At 72.4% G+C, this 14677-nt stretch carries 12 protein-coding genes; 7 read left to right on the forward strand and 5 right to left on the reverse strand.

Features of this window, described 5'->3' with window-relative positions; genetic code table 11:
• Nucleotides 1-122: 122 nt before the first annotated feature.
• Nucleotides 123-785: a class F sortase gene (locus ACIRRU_RS19765; protein ID WP_403682140.1), complete on the reverse strand. Its 663-nt coding sequence runs from the start codon at nucleotides 783-785 to the stop codon at nucleotides 123-125.
• A 326-nt stretch (nucleotides 786-1111) separates the two neighbouring features.
• On the opposite strand from ACIRRU_RS19765, the gene ACIRRU_RS19770 reads away from it, so the two are divergent.
• On the forward strand, nucleotides 1112-1591 hold the full coding sequence (locus ACIRRU_RS19770) for a hypothetical protein (protein ID WP_363199915.1): 480 nt from the start codon (nucleotides 1112-1114) through the stop codon (nucleotides 1589-1591).
• A 92-nt stretch (nucleotides 1592-1683) separates the two neighbouring features.
• Here the strand turns inward: ACIRRU_RS19770 and ACIRRU_RS19775 are convergent, their stop codons facing one another.
• A complete protein-coding gene (locus ACIRRU_RS19775; protein WP_403682142.1) occupies nucleotides 1684-2250 on the reverse strand; it encodes a hypothetical protein in 567 nt (188 codons plus the stop codon).
• 171 nt (nucleotides 2251-2421) lie between these two features.
• The gene (locus ACIRRU_RS19780; RefSeq protein WP_403682143.1) at nucleotides 2422-3186 is read right to left on the reverse strand and encodes a hypothetical protein; all 765 of its coding nucleotides are present in this window, start codon (nucleotides 3184-3186) and stop codon (nucleotides 2422-2424) included.
• A 611-nt stretch (nucleotides 3187-3797) separates the two neighbouring features.
• Here ACIRRU_RS19780 and ACIRRU_RS19785 point away from each other — a divergent pair.
• The 3 genes from ACIRRU_RS19785 to ACIRRU_RS19795 all read left to right on the forward strand — a co-directional run bounded on the left by ACIRRU_RS19785 (nucleotide 3798) and on the right by ACIRRU_RS19795 (nucleotide 7508).
• Entirely contained in the window at nucleotides 3798-4172 is a 375-nt protein-coding gene (locus tag ACIRRU_RS19785) for a hypothetical protein (RefSeq protein ID WP_403682502.1), read from the forward strand.
• 346 nt (nucleotides 4173-4518) lie between these two features.
• Nucleotides 4519-5337, forward strand: a complete 819-nt coding sequence (locus ACIRRU_RS19790) for an SAM-dependent methyltransferase (protein ID WP_403682145.1) — start codon at nucleotides 4519-4521, stop codon at nucleotides 5335-5337.
• Nucleotides 5334-7508 (forward strand): putative bifunctional diguanylate cyclase/phosphodiesterase, encoded by a 2175-nt coding sequence (locus tag ACIRRU_RS19795; RefSeq protein ID WP_403682148.1) that lies wholly within the window; start codon nucleotides 5334-5336, stop codon nucleotides 7506-7508. Before ACIRRU_RS19790 ends, ACIRRU_RS19795 begins: the two co-directional genes overlap by 4 nt.
• Before the next feature lie 266 nt (nucleotides 7509-7774).
• On the opposite strand, the gene ACIRRU_RS19800 is transcribed toward ACIRRU_RS19795, so the two are convergent.
• Nucleotides 7775-8671: a LysR substrate-binding domain-containing protein gene (locus ACIRRU_RS19800; RefSeq protein WP_363199908.1), complete on the reverse strand. Its 897-nt coding sequence runs from the start codon at nucleotides 8669-8671 to the stop codon at nucleotides 7775-7777.
• Nucleotides 8672-8803: 132 nt separating this feature from the next.
• Between ACIRRU_RS19800 and ACIRRU_RS19805 the strand changes: the two genes are divergently transcribed.
• Genes ACIRRU_RS19805 through ACIRRU_RS19815 form a run of 3 tightly spaced genes read left to right on the forward strand, consistent with a single transcriptional unit; the run spans nucleotide 8804 to nucleotide 12166 of the window.
• Complete coding sequence (locus ACIRRU_RS19805; protein WP_363200259.1) at nucleotides 8804-9472, forward strand: succinate dehydrogenase cytochrome b subunit; 669 nt, start codon at nucleotides 8804-8806, stop codon at nucleotides 9470-9472.
• Between the two features lies 1 nt (nucleotide 9473).
• Complete coding sequence (locus ACIRRU_RS19810; RefSeq protein ID WP_403682150.1) at nucleotides 9474-11423, forward strand: fumarate reductase/succinate dehydrogenase flavoprotein subunit; 1950 nt, start codon at nucleotides 9474-9476, stop codon at nucleotides 11421-11423.
• Nucleotides 11420-12166 (forward strand): succinate dehydrogenase/fumarate reductase iron-sulfur subunit, encoded by a 747-nt coding sequence (locus tag ACIRRU_RS19815; RefSeq protein ID WP_363199906.1) that lies wholly within the window; start codon nucleotides 11420-11422, stop codon nucleotides 12164-12166. The genes ACIRRU_RS19810 and ACIRRU_RS19815 overlap by 4 nt, the downstream gene beginning before the upstream one ends.
• Before the next feature lie 49 nt (nucleotides 12167-12215).
• On the opposite strand, the gene uvrA is transcribed toward ACIRRU_RS19815, so the two are convergent.
• Complete coding sequence (gene uvrA, locus ACIRRU_RS19820) at nucleotides 12216-14648, reverse strand: excinuclease ABC subunit UvrA (protein ID WP_403682152.1); 2433 nt, start codon at nucleotides 14646-14648, stop codon at nucleotides 12216-12218.
• Nucleotides 14649-14677: the final 29 nt, after the last annotated feature.

Below are 14677 nucleotides of genomic sequence, written 5' to 3' on the forward strand. Positions count from 1 at the left end.
CGCCCACGGGCCCGGGGGCGCGCGCGCCGGGGCCCCCCCCCCCCCCCCCCCCCCGGGGGGCGCCCCCCCGGGCCGGGGGGGGGCCCCGCGCCCGGGGGCCCCCCCCCCGGGGCCCGGCGCGCTCAGCGCGTTCCGACCAGCCGGGCGAAGACGACGACGTTCCCGTCGTAGCCGCCCGCCTTCGAGTAGGACCCGCCGCAGGTGATGACCCGCAGCTCCGCGTGGCCGGTGTCGCCGTAGACCCGGGGGCCGGGGAAGTCGTTCTTGGAGAAAACCTCCACCCCGTACACCTCGAAGATCCCGACCCGGCCGTCGTAACGCGTCACCTCGACGCGGTGCCCCTTCTGGACCGACCCCAGGCCGTAGAAGACCGCGGGGCCCGAGTTGTTGTCGACGTGGCCGGTGATCACGGAGGTGCCCCGCTGGCCGGGGGCGATGCCGTTCTGGTACCACCCGGCGAGGTTGGGGTCCTCGGCGGGCGGGGCGTCGATCCAGCCGCCCGCGTCCAGGTGCACGTCCACGATCGGGGCGTCCACGTCGATCGACGAGATCTTCACGCGCGAGGCCGGGGCGTACGGCAGGGGCCGCACCGGTTCGCCCTGCGCCCGCGGTCCGGCGGCGTCCTCGCCCAGGCCCAGCGAGGCCGCCGCGGCGGGCTGCGGCGGACCCGACTCCCCGAACTCCGCGCCGTTGCGCATGAGGGCGAGGCCGGTGAGCATCACCAGGGCGACCGCACCCCAGGGCACACGTCTGGTCCGCTCGCCACCGGCGTAGTCCCGGCCCATGGTTCTCCCTTCGTCGCGACGCTGTGAACGTTAGGGGCGCGGCGGCGGGGCGGCGATCAGAGAGGGGCGAACGGGTGGCCCCCCGGCCGGCCCCGCCCCCGATGCCTGCCCATCGGAGTAATCAGCAGATAAAAGTTCTGACGGTCTGTGACCTGCGGCTCCGTCAGTTCCACGGGCTCGCGCACGGCGTGTCGCGTCACCGGGGTGGAGCAGTGCCGAAGTGCGAGCCACCGGTCCGCTGGTGAGTGTTCGTCATGGGAGGCGTTCTCGTCTATCCAGCCCGGAGGAAAAGCCTCCGGGGGCGTTTCCCGCAGGAGGTTCACACGATGCGTGCTTCACGCGTTCTCGCGGTCACCGCGACGGCCTTCGCGGCCGTCGGCCTCGCGGCCCCCATGGCCGCGGCGACCAACGGTCCGAGCAACATCACCGTCAACCCGTACTCGGTCCACCAGGGCGCCACCATGAAGGTCACGGCGCAGGGCTGCGGCCACGGCGGCAAGGTCTGGTCGAACGCGTTCCCGACGACCGAACTCTCCGCGGGCGGCACCGGGTACGCCACGGCCCACATCCGGCACAACACCACGCCGGGGCACTACAACCTCTCGGTGAAGTGCAACGACAACAGCCGGGTCGAGACGCACAAGTTCACCGTGCTCGCCGGTCAGGGCGCGCAGGGCGGCCTCGGCGGCTCGATGGGCCCCAGCTCCGTCGAGATGCAGGTCGGCGGCGGCCTCGTGGCCGCGGCGGCCGTCGGCGGCGCGGTCTTCCTGGTCCGTCGTCGGCGGACGAGCCATGCGGCGTTCTGAGGTCCTGGACCTCCCGCCCGGCCCGATACGCCCGTCGCCCCGCGTCCTGGAACAGGACCCGGGGCGACTGTCGTGCGACGCACGGTGGGGCTTCAGTGACGGCGGGCGGTGGTGCGGCGGCGGGCGAAGTACACGGCGCCCGAGGCCGCGGCGAGGACCAGGCCCGCCCCGGCGGCGATCTCCACCGTGCCGGTGGTGCCGGAGCTGCCGCCGAGACCGCCGCGCACCCCGCCCGGCACGAGGGCCGTGGAGCTGGCCGTCGGGACGGAGGTCGGGGCGGTGGGGGTCGGGGTGGGGGAGCTGGTGGCCCCGCCGGTGATCGTCAGGTTCACGTTGCGGGAGGTGCCCGTGGAGCCGCAGGAGAAGGTCACCGCGTAGACGGCGCCCCGGCGGGCTTCCGTGTCGACGGTGGCGGTGGCCGTCGTGCTGCCGCTCGGGATCGCGGTCGTGTCGAAGATGCCCGAGCTGACGGTCGTCTCGCCCGTGCATCCGCCGGAGCCGAGGGTGACCCGGCCGCCCGGCGCGATGACCGAGGGGGTGATCGTCGGGTTGAACGTGCTGGCGGCCCCGTCCGGTGCGGCGAGGGCGGTGGACGGGGCGATCAGCGTCAGAGCACTGGCGCCGAGCAGGGCGAGCGGTGCGACACGTATCGCGCGCATGGTCGATCCTCCGGGTTCCCCGAGGGGCAGCTGCGGAACGAATTTCCACATAGCAGGAAAAATGCACCTCGATGCCCGACACGCTAGGAGGGGTCACCGCCGCGCGCGATCGGGGTCCGGCGAATGGGTCAGTCGCCTCCCCCGGCCGGCGCACCGACCCGGGGAGCCGCCTCAGCGGCGAACCTCCGGGAAGAGGTCGAAGAAGGGGGCGGCGGTGGCCGAGATACCCCGGCCGAAGGGCGCGTCGAAGTCCCAGATGAGGAAGAGCAGGAAGGCGATCAGTGCGCTGAAGAGGCCCGCGAGCAGCAGCTCACGGGAGGTTCTGCGGATCTGGAGGGTGAAGATCAGCCCGACGGTCACCAGCGCTCCGATGATCAGGCCGAACCAGACCACCCCCGGCATCGTCGCGCCCGCGTTCTGTCCGCGTGAGCTGCGGGCGTCGTCGGCCGCCGCCACCTGGTCGACCAGCGGCTGGTAGGCCTGCCCCTCGTGGTCGGTCCGCGGTTCGTAGTCGGTGACCCCGGCCCGGACCCGCCCCAGCAACCGCGCCCCGCGTTCGGTCAGTTCGCCGCGCTCGGCCATCACCTTCCACTCGTCGTCGACGACATGGGCGACGTAGGCCTCCACGTCCGCCCGGACCCGGTCGCGGACCGCGGGCGGGTAGACGGAGACGCGCGTGCGCACCTCGTGCAGCGCCTGCGCCTCCAGACGTACGGACTCCTGCGCGGCGCCGCGGCCCTCCCACACCCCGGCGATGGCCAGGCCGAGGACGATCGCGTAGACCACGCCGATCATCATCGTCATGTACTCGATGACGTCGGGCGTCTGGGACGGGTCGTCGTCATCGGCGATCCGCCGGTTGTTCAGTACGGCGATGGTGAGGACGACCGCGCAGGCCGACGCCATGGCCATGCTCAGGACCAGCCAGTTGGACATACGTATCTCCCGGTCAGCGCGACGACCGCGGCCGCAGCACGGCGACGGCGAACACCGCGGGGGCGGTGATCAGCAGGGTCAGGGACACCAGCGACGGCCCGCCGCGGGGCGTCTCGCGGGTCGGTCTGCGGTACGAGGGCAGCGCGACGGGCCGCGGCTCCGGCGGCTCGACGCGGACGGGGGGCTCCGGCGAAGAACGCGCGGGCGACGGCGACGCCCGGGGCGGAGGCGGAGGCGTGGGTGGGGGCTTCGGTGAAAGCCGGGGCGGGGGCTCGGGAACGGGCGGTGGCGGAGGGGGCGGCGCCGGAGCGGGGGCAGGCGGCGGTGGCACCTCGGCAGGCGGAGGCGGCGGGGGAGGGGGTGCGGGCGGAGGTGGCGGCGGGGGCGCGGGAGGCGGTTTCGGAGGGGGCGGTGGAGGCGGCGGGTCCGGCGTGGTGACCGCCGCGCAGGCCCCGTCGCCCGCCACGGCGACCGAGGAACCGCCGCCACCCTGCCCGATCGAGGCCACCGCGCAGTCGGCGGCGCTCGCGGGCGGCGGCAGCGCTGTCAGCCAGAGGAGTGCGGCGGCTGCCGAGAGCCGCCCGATGCGTGATCCGTACACGACGGGGAGCATGATCCGCGCCGCCGCCGGACACGCGGTACCCCCGGGTGATTCGCCTGATCGGGCGGTTGGGCCGCCCCGCGTGTTTCAGCCGCTCCGGCGCCCCGCCACCCGCCCCGCCGGATTTTCCGTGCGGAAGGCCCCGGAACTCGGGGGCATCGTGGTGGACCGGCGCGGGAGGACGGTTTACCGGTTCACCGGGGACTCCGCATGGCCGATGAAGACGGCGTACACCGGCGACTGCCTCGAAAAGTGGCCGGTAGTCGTTCTTGTGGCCAAAAACAATGTAAAGGGCGGGACGGCGAAGGGATTCGTGACCTTCGAACGCACCGACGGGATCAAACGCGGACCGTCAACTGCCGGTCTCTCCCGGCCTCGCCGGTGACTCCGAACCCGCGGACACCGGCGGCCATGGTGGCGGCGGCACCCGGTATGCCGTTTCCCCCGATTCCCGGCTTGTCGGTGCTCCCTGGTGGTCGCGGCACCGGCGAACAATCGCCCAGGAACCCCAAGTGGCCCCGAAACACCGGGAAACGGCACGTGGAGTGCCGGTCCGTCGCGGCCCGTATACGCGCAGCGACGGACCGGCCGTGCGGGTCACCGGAGTGTGACCAATAACGGACCGCGAATTTCCGTTTCCACTCGCTCTCCTGGCGGTCGATCAGTAGCCTCTGGTCAACACTGACCATGAACATGGCCGGATCGCCGTGGCGAACTTGTTGGAGACATCGATGGAGCGTCCCGCCTGGGCACCGCAGGGCATAGATATATCGGTGCCGAGCGTGTCCCGCATGTACGACTTCTATCTGGGCGGATCGCACAATTTCGAGGTGGACCGGGAAGCCGCGCGGAAGGCCATGGAGTTCCTGCCGGGTCTCCCCAAGATCATGCAGGCGAATCGCGCCTTTATGCGCCGGGCGGTCCGCCACGCCGTCGCCGCGGGCATCGACCAGTTCCTGGACATCGGCTCCGGCATTCCGACCTTCGGCAACGTCCACGAGGTCGCCCAGGCCGCCGACCCGGCCGCCAAGGTCGCCTACGTCGACCACGACCCGGTCGCCGTCGCCCACAGCCAGGCCGTACTGGAGGGCAACGACCGCGCGGTCGCCGTCGCCGCCGACCTGCGCGGCCCCAAGGACATCCTGACGAACCCGGAGATCACCGGGCTGCTGGACCTGGAGCGCCCGGTGGCCCTCCTGCTGGTCGCGGTGCTCCACTTCCTGGAGGACGCCGACGAGCCGTACGCGGCGGTCGCCGAGCTGCGCGACGCGCTGGCCCCCGGAAGCCTCCTCGTCCTGACCCACGCCTCGTACGAGGGCATCCCGCTGCCCCGGGAGCAGGCCGCCGGGACCATCGGCGTCTACCGCACCATCCGCAATCCGCTGATCATGCGCTCGCACGAGGAGATCGGCCGGTTCTTCGACGGGTACGAACTCCTCGAGCCGGGGCTCGTGCCGATGCCGGAGTGGCGGCCGGAGGATCCGCAGGCCCCGGGCCAGGAAGACCCGTACGCCTTCTCGGGCTTCGCAGGGGTTGGGCGCACGGCGTGAGCATCCCCGCCCAGGCGTCCGGAGAGCCGGACGCGGAACCGGACGGTCCGGAAGGCCGCCTCCGCAGATTCGCCAGGATCTGGAGCCGGGCCATCTTCCCGCTGACGGCCACCTCCCTGACCCGGCCCGAGTTCGAAGAGCATCTGCTGCCCCTGGCCCGCCGGCTCAACGGCATCCTGCACGCCCGCCCCTTCGACGCCTCGCCCGCCCACCGGATCGGCGCGGCCCTGGTCGACGCGCACTGCACCGACCCGGACGCGCTCAGCTCCACGCTCGGCGTCGTCGACTCCTACCTCGTCCTCTACTGCGGCGACAACGGCCTGAGCCCCCTGTCCACCGAGGACGGCCGGGCCCGCTGCGCCCGTATCCAGCACACGATGGCCGCCGGGTTCTCCCAGGCGCTGCGGGAGCGCACGCTCGCCGAGCAGGAGTCCATCGCCCGCTCCGCGCTGACGGCCCGTTCGCACGCCGAGGAGGCCCTGCACGCCACGGAGGCCCGCTTCCGGGCGGTCTTCAAGGACGCGGCGATCGGCATCGGCATCGCCGACCTGGACGGCAACATCCTGGAGATCAACGACACCCTCACCAAGATGTTCGGCGGCCTGGAGCACCACGTCCGCAGCCACAAGGTGAACGAGTGGGTCCACCCCGAGGACTCGCCCCAGGTGTGGAAGTTCTACAACGAGCTGGTACGCGGCGAACGCGACCACTACCGGGTCGAGAAGGCCTACTACCGCAACGACGGCACCGTCCTGTGGACCAACCTCACCGTCTCGCTGCTGCGCGACCCCGAGGGTCGCCCCCAGTACCAGCTCGCGCTGATGGAGGACACCACCGAGCGCAGGCTGCTCAACCTCCGGCTGCGCTACGAGGCCACTCACGACGCCCTCACCGGACTGCCCAACCGGACGCTGTTCTTCGAGCGGCTGGAGAAGGCCCTCACCGCCCAGGACGGCACCCGCTTCGGCCTCTGCTACCTCGATCTCGACGGTTTCAAGGCGATCAACGACAGCCTCGGCCACGCGGCGGGCGACCGGCTCCTGGTCGAGGTCGCCGACCGGCTCCAGAGCTGCGCCACCGCCCCCGGCGAGATGGTCGCCCGGCTCGGCGGCGACGAGTTCGTCGCCCTCACCACGGGCCCCGACACCGCCCAGGAGGTAGACGAACTCGCGGGCCGCATCCTGAACGTTCTCGCCGCGCCCATCCGCATCGACGGCCGTGAGCTGACCGTCCGCGGCTCCATCGGGGTCGTCGAGGGCCCCTCCGGGGAGCGCGGCGCCGCCGAGGTGCTGCGCAGCGCCGACATCACCATGTACCGGGCGAAGGCGGCGGGCGGCAACCGCTTCCAGCTGGCGGACGCCGAGGCCGACGCCCGCGCGATCACCCGGCACGGGCTGACCACGGCGCTCCCGGCCGCGCTGGACCGGGGCGAGTTCTTCATCGAGTACCAGCCGCTCGTCCACCTCGGCGACGGCTCGGTGCACGGCGCGGAGGCGCTCGTACGGTGGTGCCACCCGCAGCACGGGGTGCTCGGCCCCGACCGGTTCATCCCGCTCGCCGAGCACACCGGGCTCATCGTGCCGCTGGGGCGGTGGGTGCTGGAGGAGTCGGTCCGGCAGGCGAACGTCTGGCAGGAGCGCCACAGCGACGGTGGCCCCCTGCGGATCAACGTCAACCTCTCGCCGACCCAGCTGCACCACCCCCGCCTGGTCGCCGAGACGGTCGACGTGCTGGAGCGCTCCGGTCTGGAGCCGGGCGCGTTGTGTCTGGAGGTCACCGAGTCCGCCCTGATCGGCGCCGACGACGACCTGCTCAAGCCGCTGCGGCAGCTCGCCGAGATGGGCGTCGACATCGCGCTCGACGACTTCGGCACCGGCTACTCGAACCTGGCCAACCTGCGCCGTCTGCCGGTGAGCATCCTCAAGCTGGATCGTTCCTTCACCCGGGGGATGCAGCAGCACCCGGCCGATCCGGTCGACCTGAAGATCGTGGAGGGCATCGTCTCGCTGGCCCACAGCCTGGAGCTGGCCGTGACGGTGGAGGGTGTGGAGACCGGCGCCCAGGCGGAGCAGCTGCGCCGGCTCGGCTGCGACACCGCCCAGGGCTGGTACTACGCCCGCCCGGGGGCCCCGGACCGCATCCACTCGCTGCTGCTGGCCGACGCGGTCTGAGCGGGGAGCGCGGCCCGTCCGCCGCGCCCCCGCCCGGCCCGCCTTTCCCCGCGCCCCGTCCGGCCCGGACTTCCCACGCCCCGCTCGGCCCGTACTTCCCGCGCCCCCGCTCGGACCGCCTTTCCCCGCGCCCCGTCCGGCCCGGACTTCTCACGCCCCGCTCGGCCCGTCCCTCCCCGCGCCCCCCGCCCGGACCGCCTTTCCCCGCGCCCCGCCCGGCCCGGACTTCCCGCGCCCCCGCTCGGCCCGCCCTTTGGCGCGTCCGCTCAGCCCGCCGCCGGTCCGAGCTCCAGCAGCATCCGCTGGAGTTCGCGCGCCGCCCGGGGCGGGGCCACGTCGCTGCGGTGCGCCAGGGCGATCACCCGCCGCATGCCGTGGCCCGCCAGCGGGGTCCGCCGCAGATCGTGACCCGCCCGGTGCGCGGCCATGCTCGGCACCACCGCGATGCCGAGCCCCGCCCGGACGAATCCGAGCACCGCGTCCATCTCGCCGCCCTCCACCGTGAACGAGGGCTCGAACCCCTCCGCGCGGCAGGCGGCGAGCGTCAGCTCCCGCAGGTTGTAGCCGTGCCGGAACATCACCAGCGGGGCGTCCCGCAGATCGGCGATCCGCACCCGGCCTCCCCGCCCCGGAGCGGGCTCCGCCGCCGAGGACACCACCACCAGGTCCTCGCGCAGCAGCTCCACCGTGCTGAGGGCGGGGGAGCCGGGCGGCAGCGGCAGCACCACCAGCGCGAGGTCGAGCGCACCGCGCGCCAGCTGCCGTACGAGATCGTGGGAGCCGCCCTCCTCCAGCAGCAGCCGCACCCCCGGATGCCGGTCGTGGAAGGCGCGCAGCACGTCCGGCAGCAGGCCCGTGCACAGACTCGGCGTCGCCCCGAGCCGCACCCGTCCGCTGCGCAGCTGCACCAGCTCCTGCACCTCCAGCCGGGCGGTCTCCGCGTCGGCGAGGATGCGGCGGGCCAGGGGCAGCAGCGCCTCACCCGCGTCGGTGAGGGTGATGTTGCCCCGGGCCCGGCTGAACAGCTCGGCGCCCAGCTCCGTCTCCAGCGCCCGGATCTGCTGGGACAGCGAGGGCTGCGACACGTGCACCGCCTCGGCGGCCCGGGTGAAGTGCCGGGTCTCGGCCACGGCCACGAAATAGGTGAGCTGCTGGAAGTGCACAGGGCGACCCTAACGTCCGCCGATAGGGGGTGCCTATCGAGATCAGCCGGGTCATGACTTGGACCGATCGGGCCTTTCGGCCCTACCGTCAGGTGTATGGCACTGGCATCGCGGACGGACCGACGGCCGTCGATGACGCGAACGCTCTGGGACTCGACCGTCGGCAAGAAGACCATCATGGCCGTGACCGGTCTGATCATGCTCGGGTATCTCGTCGCCCATATGGCGGGGAACCTGAAGATCTTCTTCGGGCCCGGTGAGTTCGACGGTTACGCCCACTGGCTGCGCACCATGGGCGAGCCGGTCCTGCACTACGAGTGGGCGCTGTGGATCGTCCGCGTGGGGCTGGTCGCCGCCGTCGTGCTGCACGGCGTGTCCGCGTACCAGCTGAGCCGCCGGGACATCCGGGCGCGCCCCGCCAAGTACGTCCACAAGCGGCCCCGCGCGAGCTACGCCACCCGGACCATGCGGTGGGGCGGGGTCATCCTCGCCCTCTTCATCGTGTGGCACATCCTCGACCTGACGACCGGCACCGTCCACCCCGGCTTCGAGGCCGGACACCCGTACCAGAACGTCATCGACACCTTCTCCACCTGGTACGGCAACGTCATCTACATCGTCGCGGTGCTCGCCCTCGGCCTCCACGTCCAGCACGGCTTCTGGAGCGCCGCGCAGACCCTCGGCGTCGGCAACGCGACCCGCGACCGCGTCCTGAAGACCCTCGCCAACCTCCTCGCGGCGGTGCTGACGCTGGGCTTCGTCTCCGTACCCGTCGCCGTCATGACCGGAGTGGTGAGCTGACATGCCCGACTACACGCAGTACCGCACGGGCGAGCCCGTCACCGACACCAAGGCCCCCGAGGGGCCCGTCGCCGAACGCTGGGACACCCGCCGCTTCCAGGCCAAGCTCGTGAACCCCGCCAACCGGCGCAAACACACCGTCATCGTCGTCGGCACCGGGCTGGCCGGCGGTTCGGCCGGGGCCACCCTCGCCGAACAGGGCTACCACGTCGTCCAGTTCTGCTTCCAGGACTCGCCCCGCCGGGCCCACTCGGTCGCCGCCCAGGGCGGTATCAACGCGGCGAAGAACTACCGCAACGACGGCGACTCCATCCACCGGCTCTTCTACGACACCGTCAAGGGCGGCGACTTCCGCGCCCGGGAGTCCAACGTCCACCGGCTCGCCCAGATCTCGGTGGAGATCATCGACCAGTGCGTGGCCCAGGGCGTGCCCTTCGCCCGCGAGTACGGCGGCCTCCTCGACAACCGCTCCTTCGGCGGCGTCCAGGTCTCCCGTACGTTCTACGCGCGCGGCCAGACCGGACAGCAGCTCCTCCTCGGCGCCTACCAGGCGCTCTCCCGGCAGATCGCCACCGGCGGCGTCGAACTCCACGCCCGTACCGAGATGCTGGACCTCATCGTGGTGGACGGCAAGGCGCGCGGCATCGTCGCCCGCGACCTCGTCACCGGGAAGATCGACACCTATTTCGCCGACGCGGTCGTCCTGGCCACCGGCGGCTACGGCAACGTCTTCTACCTGTCGACCAACGCCATGAACTCCAACGCCACCGCCATCTGGCGGGCCCACCGGCGCGGCGCGTACATGGCCAACCCCTGCTTCACCCAGATCCACCCGACCTGCATCCCGCGCACCGGCGACCACCAGTCGAAGCTGACCCTGATGAGCGAGTCGCTGCGCAACGACGGCCGGATCTGGGTCCCCAAGGCCAAGGGCGACGACCGGCCGGCCGGTCAGATCCCCGAGGACGAGCGCGACTACTACCTGGAGCGGATCTACCCGTCCTTCGGCAACCTGGTGCCCCGCGACATCGCCTCCCGCGCCGCCAAGAACGTCTGCGACGAGGGGCGCGGCGTCGGCCCCGGCGGGCAGGGCGTCTACCTGGACTTCGCCGAGGCCGTCGAACGCATGGGCCGCAAGGCGGTGGAGGCGAAGTACGGCAACCTCTTCGACATGTACCAGCGGATCACCGACGAGGACCCGTACACGGTCCCGATGCGGATCTACCCCGCCGTGCACTACACGATGGGCGGCCTGTGGGTCGACTACGACCTGTCGACCACCATTCCCGGCCTCTTCGCGATCGGGGAGGCGAACTTCTCCGACCACGGGGCCAACCGGCTCGGCGCCTCCGCCCTGATGCAGGGCCTCGCCGACGGCTACTTCGTCCTGCCGTCCACCATCAACGACTACCTCGCCCGCAACCCGCACTCCGAGAGCGTCGACGCCGAACACCCCGCCGTCGCCGAGGCGCTGGCGGAGACCGAGGACCGGATCAACCTGCTGCTGTCCGTCGACGGCGACCGCACCCCCGACTCCTTCCACCGCGAGATCGGTGAACTCATGTGGGAGTACTGCGGGATGGCCCGTACCGAGGACGGACTGCGTAAGGCACTCGCCAAGATCCCCGAGATCCGCGAGGAGTTCTGGCGGCGCATCAAGGTCCCCGGCACCGGCGAGCAGTTCAACCAGTCGCTGGAGAAGGCGAACCGCGTCGTCGACTACCTGGAGCTGGCCGAGCTGATGTGCCTCGACGCGCTGCACCGCGCCGAGTCCTGCGGCGGTCACTTCCGCGCGGAGTCCCAGACCCCGGACGGGGAGGCGGAGCGGCGCGACGAGGAGTTCTCCTACGCCGCCGCCTGGGAGTTCACCGTCACCGGCGGCGCCCCCGTCCTGCACAAGGAAGACCTCGTCTTCGAGTACGTCCACCCCACCCAGCGGAGCTACGCATGAAGCTCACCCTGCGCGTCTGGCGCCAGCAGAACGCCGAGACGCCCGGCGCCATGGCCACCTACGAAGTCGACGGCATCTCCGAGGACATGTCGTTCCTGGAGATGCTCGACACCCTCAACGAGGAACTCATCCTCGCCGGGGACGAGCCGGTCGCCTTCGACCACGACTGCCGCGAGGGCATCTGCGGCGCGTGCAGCCTCGTCATCAACGGCGACGCCCACGGCCCGGAGCGCACCACCACCTGCCAGCTCCACATGCGGTCCTTCGCCGACGGAGACACGATCGACATCGAGCCGTGGCGCGCCTCCGCGTTCCCGGTCATCAAGGACCTGGTCGTGGACCGCTCCTCCTTCGACCGGATCATCCAGTCCGGCGGCTACATCTCCGCCCCGACCGGCACCGCCCCGGACGCCCACGCCACCCCGGTCCCCAAGCCGGACGCCGACTTCGCCTTCGAGCACGCCGAGTGCATCGGCTGCGGGGCGTGCGTCGCGGCCTGCCCCAACGGCTCGGCGATGCTGTTCACCTCGGCGAAGGTCAACCACCTGGGCGTCCTGCCGCAGGGCGCCCCGGAGCGCGAGACCCGGGTCCTGGACATGGTCGCGCAGATGGACGACGAGGGGTTCGGCGGCTGCACCCTGACCGGCGAGTGCGCCACCGCCTGCCCGAAGGGCATCCCGCTGCCCTCGATCGCCGCGATGAACAAGGAGTGGCTGCGCGCGACGCGCAAGGTCCGCCGCTGAGCGGGGCGGTGGTCCCGTACGGCTGCGAGCGGGCGGCAGCCGTACGGGATCACCGCCGCAGCGCCTTCGCGAGATACGGCGCCGTCCGGCTGTCCGCCGCGCGCGCCACCTGATCGGGCGTGCCCGTCGCCACGATCCGCCCGCCCCGGTCCCCGCCCCCGGGCCCCAGATCGATCACCTGGTCCGCGCCCGCCACGACGGCCATGTCGTGCTCCACGACCACGACCGTGCCGCCCGCGTCGACCAGCCCGTGCAACTGCCGCATCAGCACCTCCACGTCGGCCGGATGCAGCCCCGTCGTCGGCTCGTCCAGCAGATACAGCGTGTGACCGCGCCGGGTCCGCTGGAGCTCCGCCGCCAGCTTGATCCGCTGGGCCTCGCCGCCGGACAGCTCCGTGGCGGGCTGCCCCAGCCGCAGATAGCCGAGCCCGACGTCCAGAAGGGTGCTCAGGGCGCGTTCGGCGGCCGGGGTACCGGCGAAGAAGGAGGCCGCCGACTCCACGGTCAGATCCAGGACCTGAGCGATCGTCAGGCCCCGAAGCGTCACCTCCAGGGTCTCGGGGTTGTAGCGCGCGCCGTGGCAGTCCGGGCAGGGCGCGTACGTGCTCGGCAGGAAGAGCAGCTCAACCGAGACGAACCCCTCGCCCTGGCAGGTCTCGCACCGCCCGCCGCGCACGTTGAACGAGAACCGGCCCGCCGTGTAGCCCCGCTCCCGCGCCGCCTCGGTCCGCGCGAAGAGCGTGCGTACGGTGTCGAAGAGCCCGGTGTACGTCGCCAGGTTGGACCGGGGCGTCCGGCCGATGGGCTTCTGGTCGACCTGGACGAGACGGTCCACGGCTTCCAGACCGGTCGCCGCCGCGCAGTACCGCTCGCCCGCCCCGGGCGCCTCCTCCCCGGCCTGCCGGTCCGCCAGCACCCCGGCGAGCACCTGGCCGACCAGGGTCGACTTGCCCGAGCCCGACACCCCGGTGACCGCCGTGAACACCCCGAGCGGGAACGCCGCGTCGACGCCGCGCACGTTGTGCCGCTCGACGCCGGTGAGCCGCAGCCACCCGGAGGGGGTGCGCGGCGCGCGTACCGGCGCGGGGTCCTCGTCGAACAGGAACCGGCGCGTCGCGGATTCCGGCACCTCCGCGAGGCCTGCGGGCGGCCCGCTGTGCAGCACCCGCCCGCCGTGCTCCCCGGCCAGCGGCCCCACGTCCACCAGCCAGTCCGCGCGGCGCACCACGTCCATCTGGTGCTCCACCACGAACACGGAGTTCCCGGCCTCCTTGAGCCGCCCCAGCACCCCCAGCAGGGCCTCGGTGTCGGCGGGGTGCAGCCCGGCCGACGGCTCGTCCAGGACGTAGACGACCCCGAACAGCCCCGACCGCAACTGGGTGGCCAGCCGCAGCCGTTGCAGCTCGCCGGAGGAGAGCGTCGGGGCCGTCCGGTCCAGGCTCAGATAGCCGAGCCCCAGTTCGGTCACGGTCCTGATCCGGGCCAGCAGATCGCCGGTCAGCACCCGGGCGGTCTCCTCGCCGCCCGCGGCCGAGCCACCCCCCACGGCGCCCGACAGCACCTCGGCGAGATGGGACAGCGGCAGCGCGGCCAGCTCCGCGATGGTCCGCCCGGCGAACGTCACCGCCATCGCCTCCGGCCGCAGCCTGCTGCCCCCGCAGACCGGGCAGGGGGCGCTGGTCAGGAAGCGTTCCGCCTTGGCCCGCAGGGTGCGGCTCCTGGTGTCGGCGAAGGTGTGCAGCACATAGCGCCGGGCGCTCATGTACGTGCCCTGGTAGGGGCGTTGGATGCGCCCGGCGTCCCGCACCGGATGCACCGTCACCACCGGCTGCTCGTCGGTGAAGAGAATCCACTCCCGGTCCTTCGCGTCCAGCTCGCGCCACGGCCGGTCGACGTCGTACCCGAGGGCGTCCAGCACGTCCCGCAGATTCTTGCCTTGCCAGGCTCCCGGCCACGCGGCGATCGCCCCGTCCCGGATCGACAACGAGGGGTCCGGGACGAGCAGATGCTCGTCGGTCCCGTGGACACGGCCCAGCCCGTGGCACGTGGGACAGGCCCCGGCGGCGGTGTTGGGGGAGAAGGAGTCGGAGTCGAGCCGCTCGGCACCCGGCGGATAGTCCCCCGCCCGGGAGAACAGCATCCGCAACGAGTTGGAGAGCGTCGTCACCGTCCCCACGGACGAGCGGGCCCCGGGTACCGAGCGCCGCTGCTCCAGCGAGACGGCGGGCGGCAGCCCGGTGATCTCCTCGACGGCGGGCGCGCCCACCTGGTGGATCAGCCGGCGCGCGTACGGTGCGACGGACTCGAAGTAGCGGCGCTGCGCCTCGGCGTAGAGGGTGCCGAACGCCAGCGAGGACTTGCCGGACCCCGAGACCCCGGTGAAGACGGTGAGCGTGTCGCGGGGAATGTCGACCCGCACGTCCTTCAGGTTGTGCTCGCGGGCGCCGCGCACCCGGACGTAGGGATCGTGGGGGGAGTGCATGGGGCCTTCGCTCCGAACCGGTGGGGTGG

The sequence above is a fragment of the Streptomyces sp. NPDC101181 genome (assembly GCF_044767975.1).
Classification (GTDB): Bacteria; Actinomycetota; Actinomycetes; order Streptomycetales; family Streptomycetaceae; genus Streptomyces.

Bases quoted from the DNA above. Each gene is read 5' to 3' on its own strand.
- ACIRRU_RS19765 (WP_403682140.1), bottom strand. From the start codon at position 785: ATGGGCCGGGACTACGCCGGTGGCGAGCGGACCAGACGTGTGCCCTGG.
- ACIRRU_RS19770 (WP_363199915.1), top strand. From the start codon at position 1,112: ATGCGTGCTTCACGCGTTCTCGCGGTCACCGCGACGGCCTTCGCGGCC.
- ACIRRU_RS19775 (WP_403682142.1), bottom strand. From the start codon at position 2,250: ATGCGCGCGATACGTGTCGCACCGCTCGCCCTGCTCGGCGCCAGTGCT.
- ACIRRU_RS19780 (WP_403682143.1), bottom strand. From the start codon at position 3,186: ATGTCCAACTGGCTGGTCCTGAGCATGGCCATGGCGTCGGCCTGCGCG.
- ACIRRU_RS19785 (WP_403682502.1), top strand. From the start codon at position 3,798: ATGATCCGCGCCGCCGCCGGACACGCGGTACCCCCGGGTGATTCGCCT.
- ACIRRU_RS19790 (WP_403682145.1), top strand. From the start codon at position 4,519: ATGGAGCGTCCCGCCTGGGCACCGCAGGGCATAGATATATCGGTGCCG.
- ACIRRU_RS19805 (WP_363200259.1), top strand. From the start codon at position 8,804: ATGACGCGAACGCTCTGGGACTCGACCGTCGGCAAGAAGACCATCATG.
- ACIRRU_RS19810 (WP_403682150.1), top strand. From the start codon at position 9,474: ATGCCCGACTACACGCAGTACCGCACGGGCGAGCCCGTCACCGACACC.
- ACIRRU_RS19815 (WP_363199906.1), top strand. From the start codon at position 11,420: ATGAAGCTCACCCTGCGCGTCTGGCGCCAGCAGAACGCCGAGACGCCC.
- uvrA (WP_403682152.1), bottom strand. From the start codon at position 14,648: ATGCACTCCCCCCACGATCCCTACGTCCGGGTGCGCGGCGCCCGCGAG.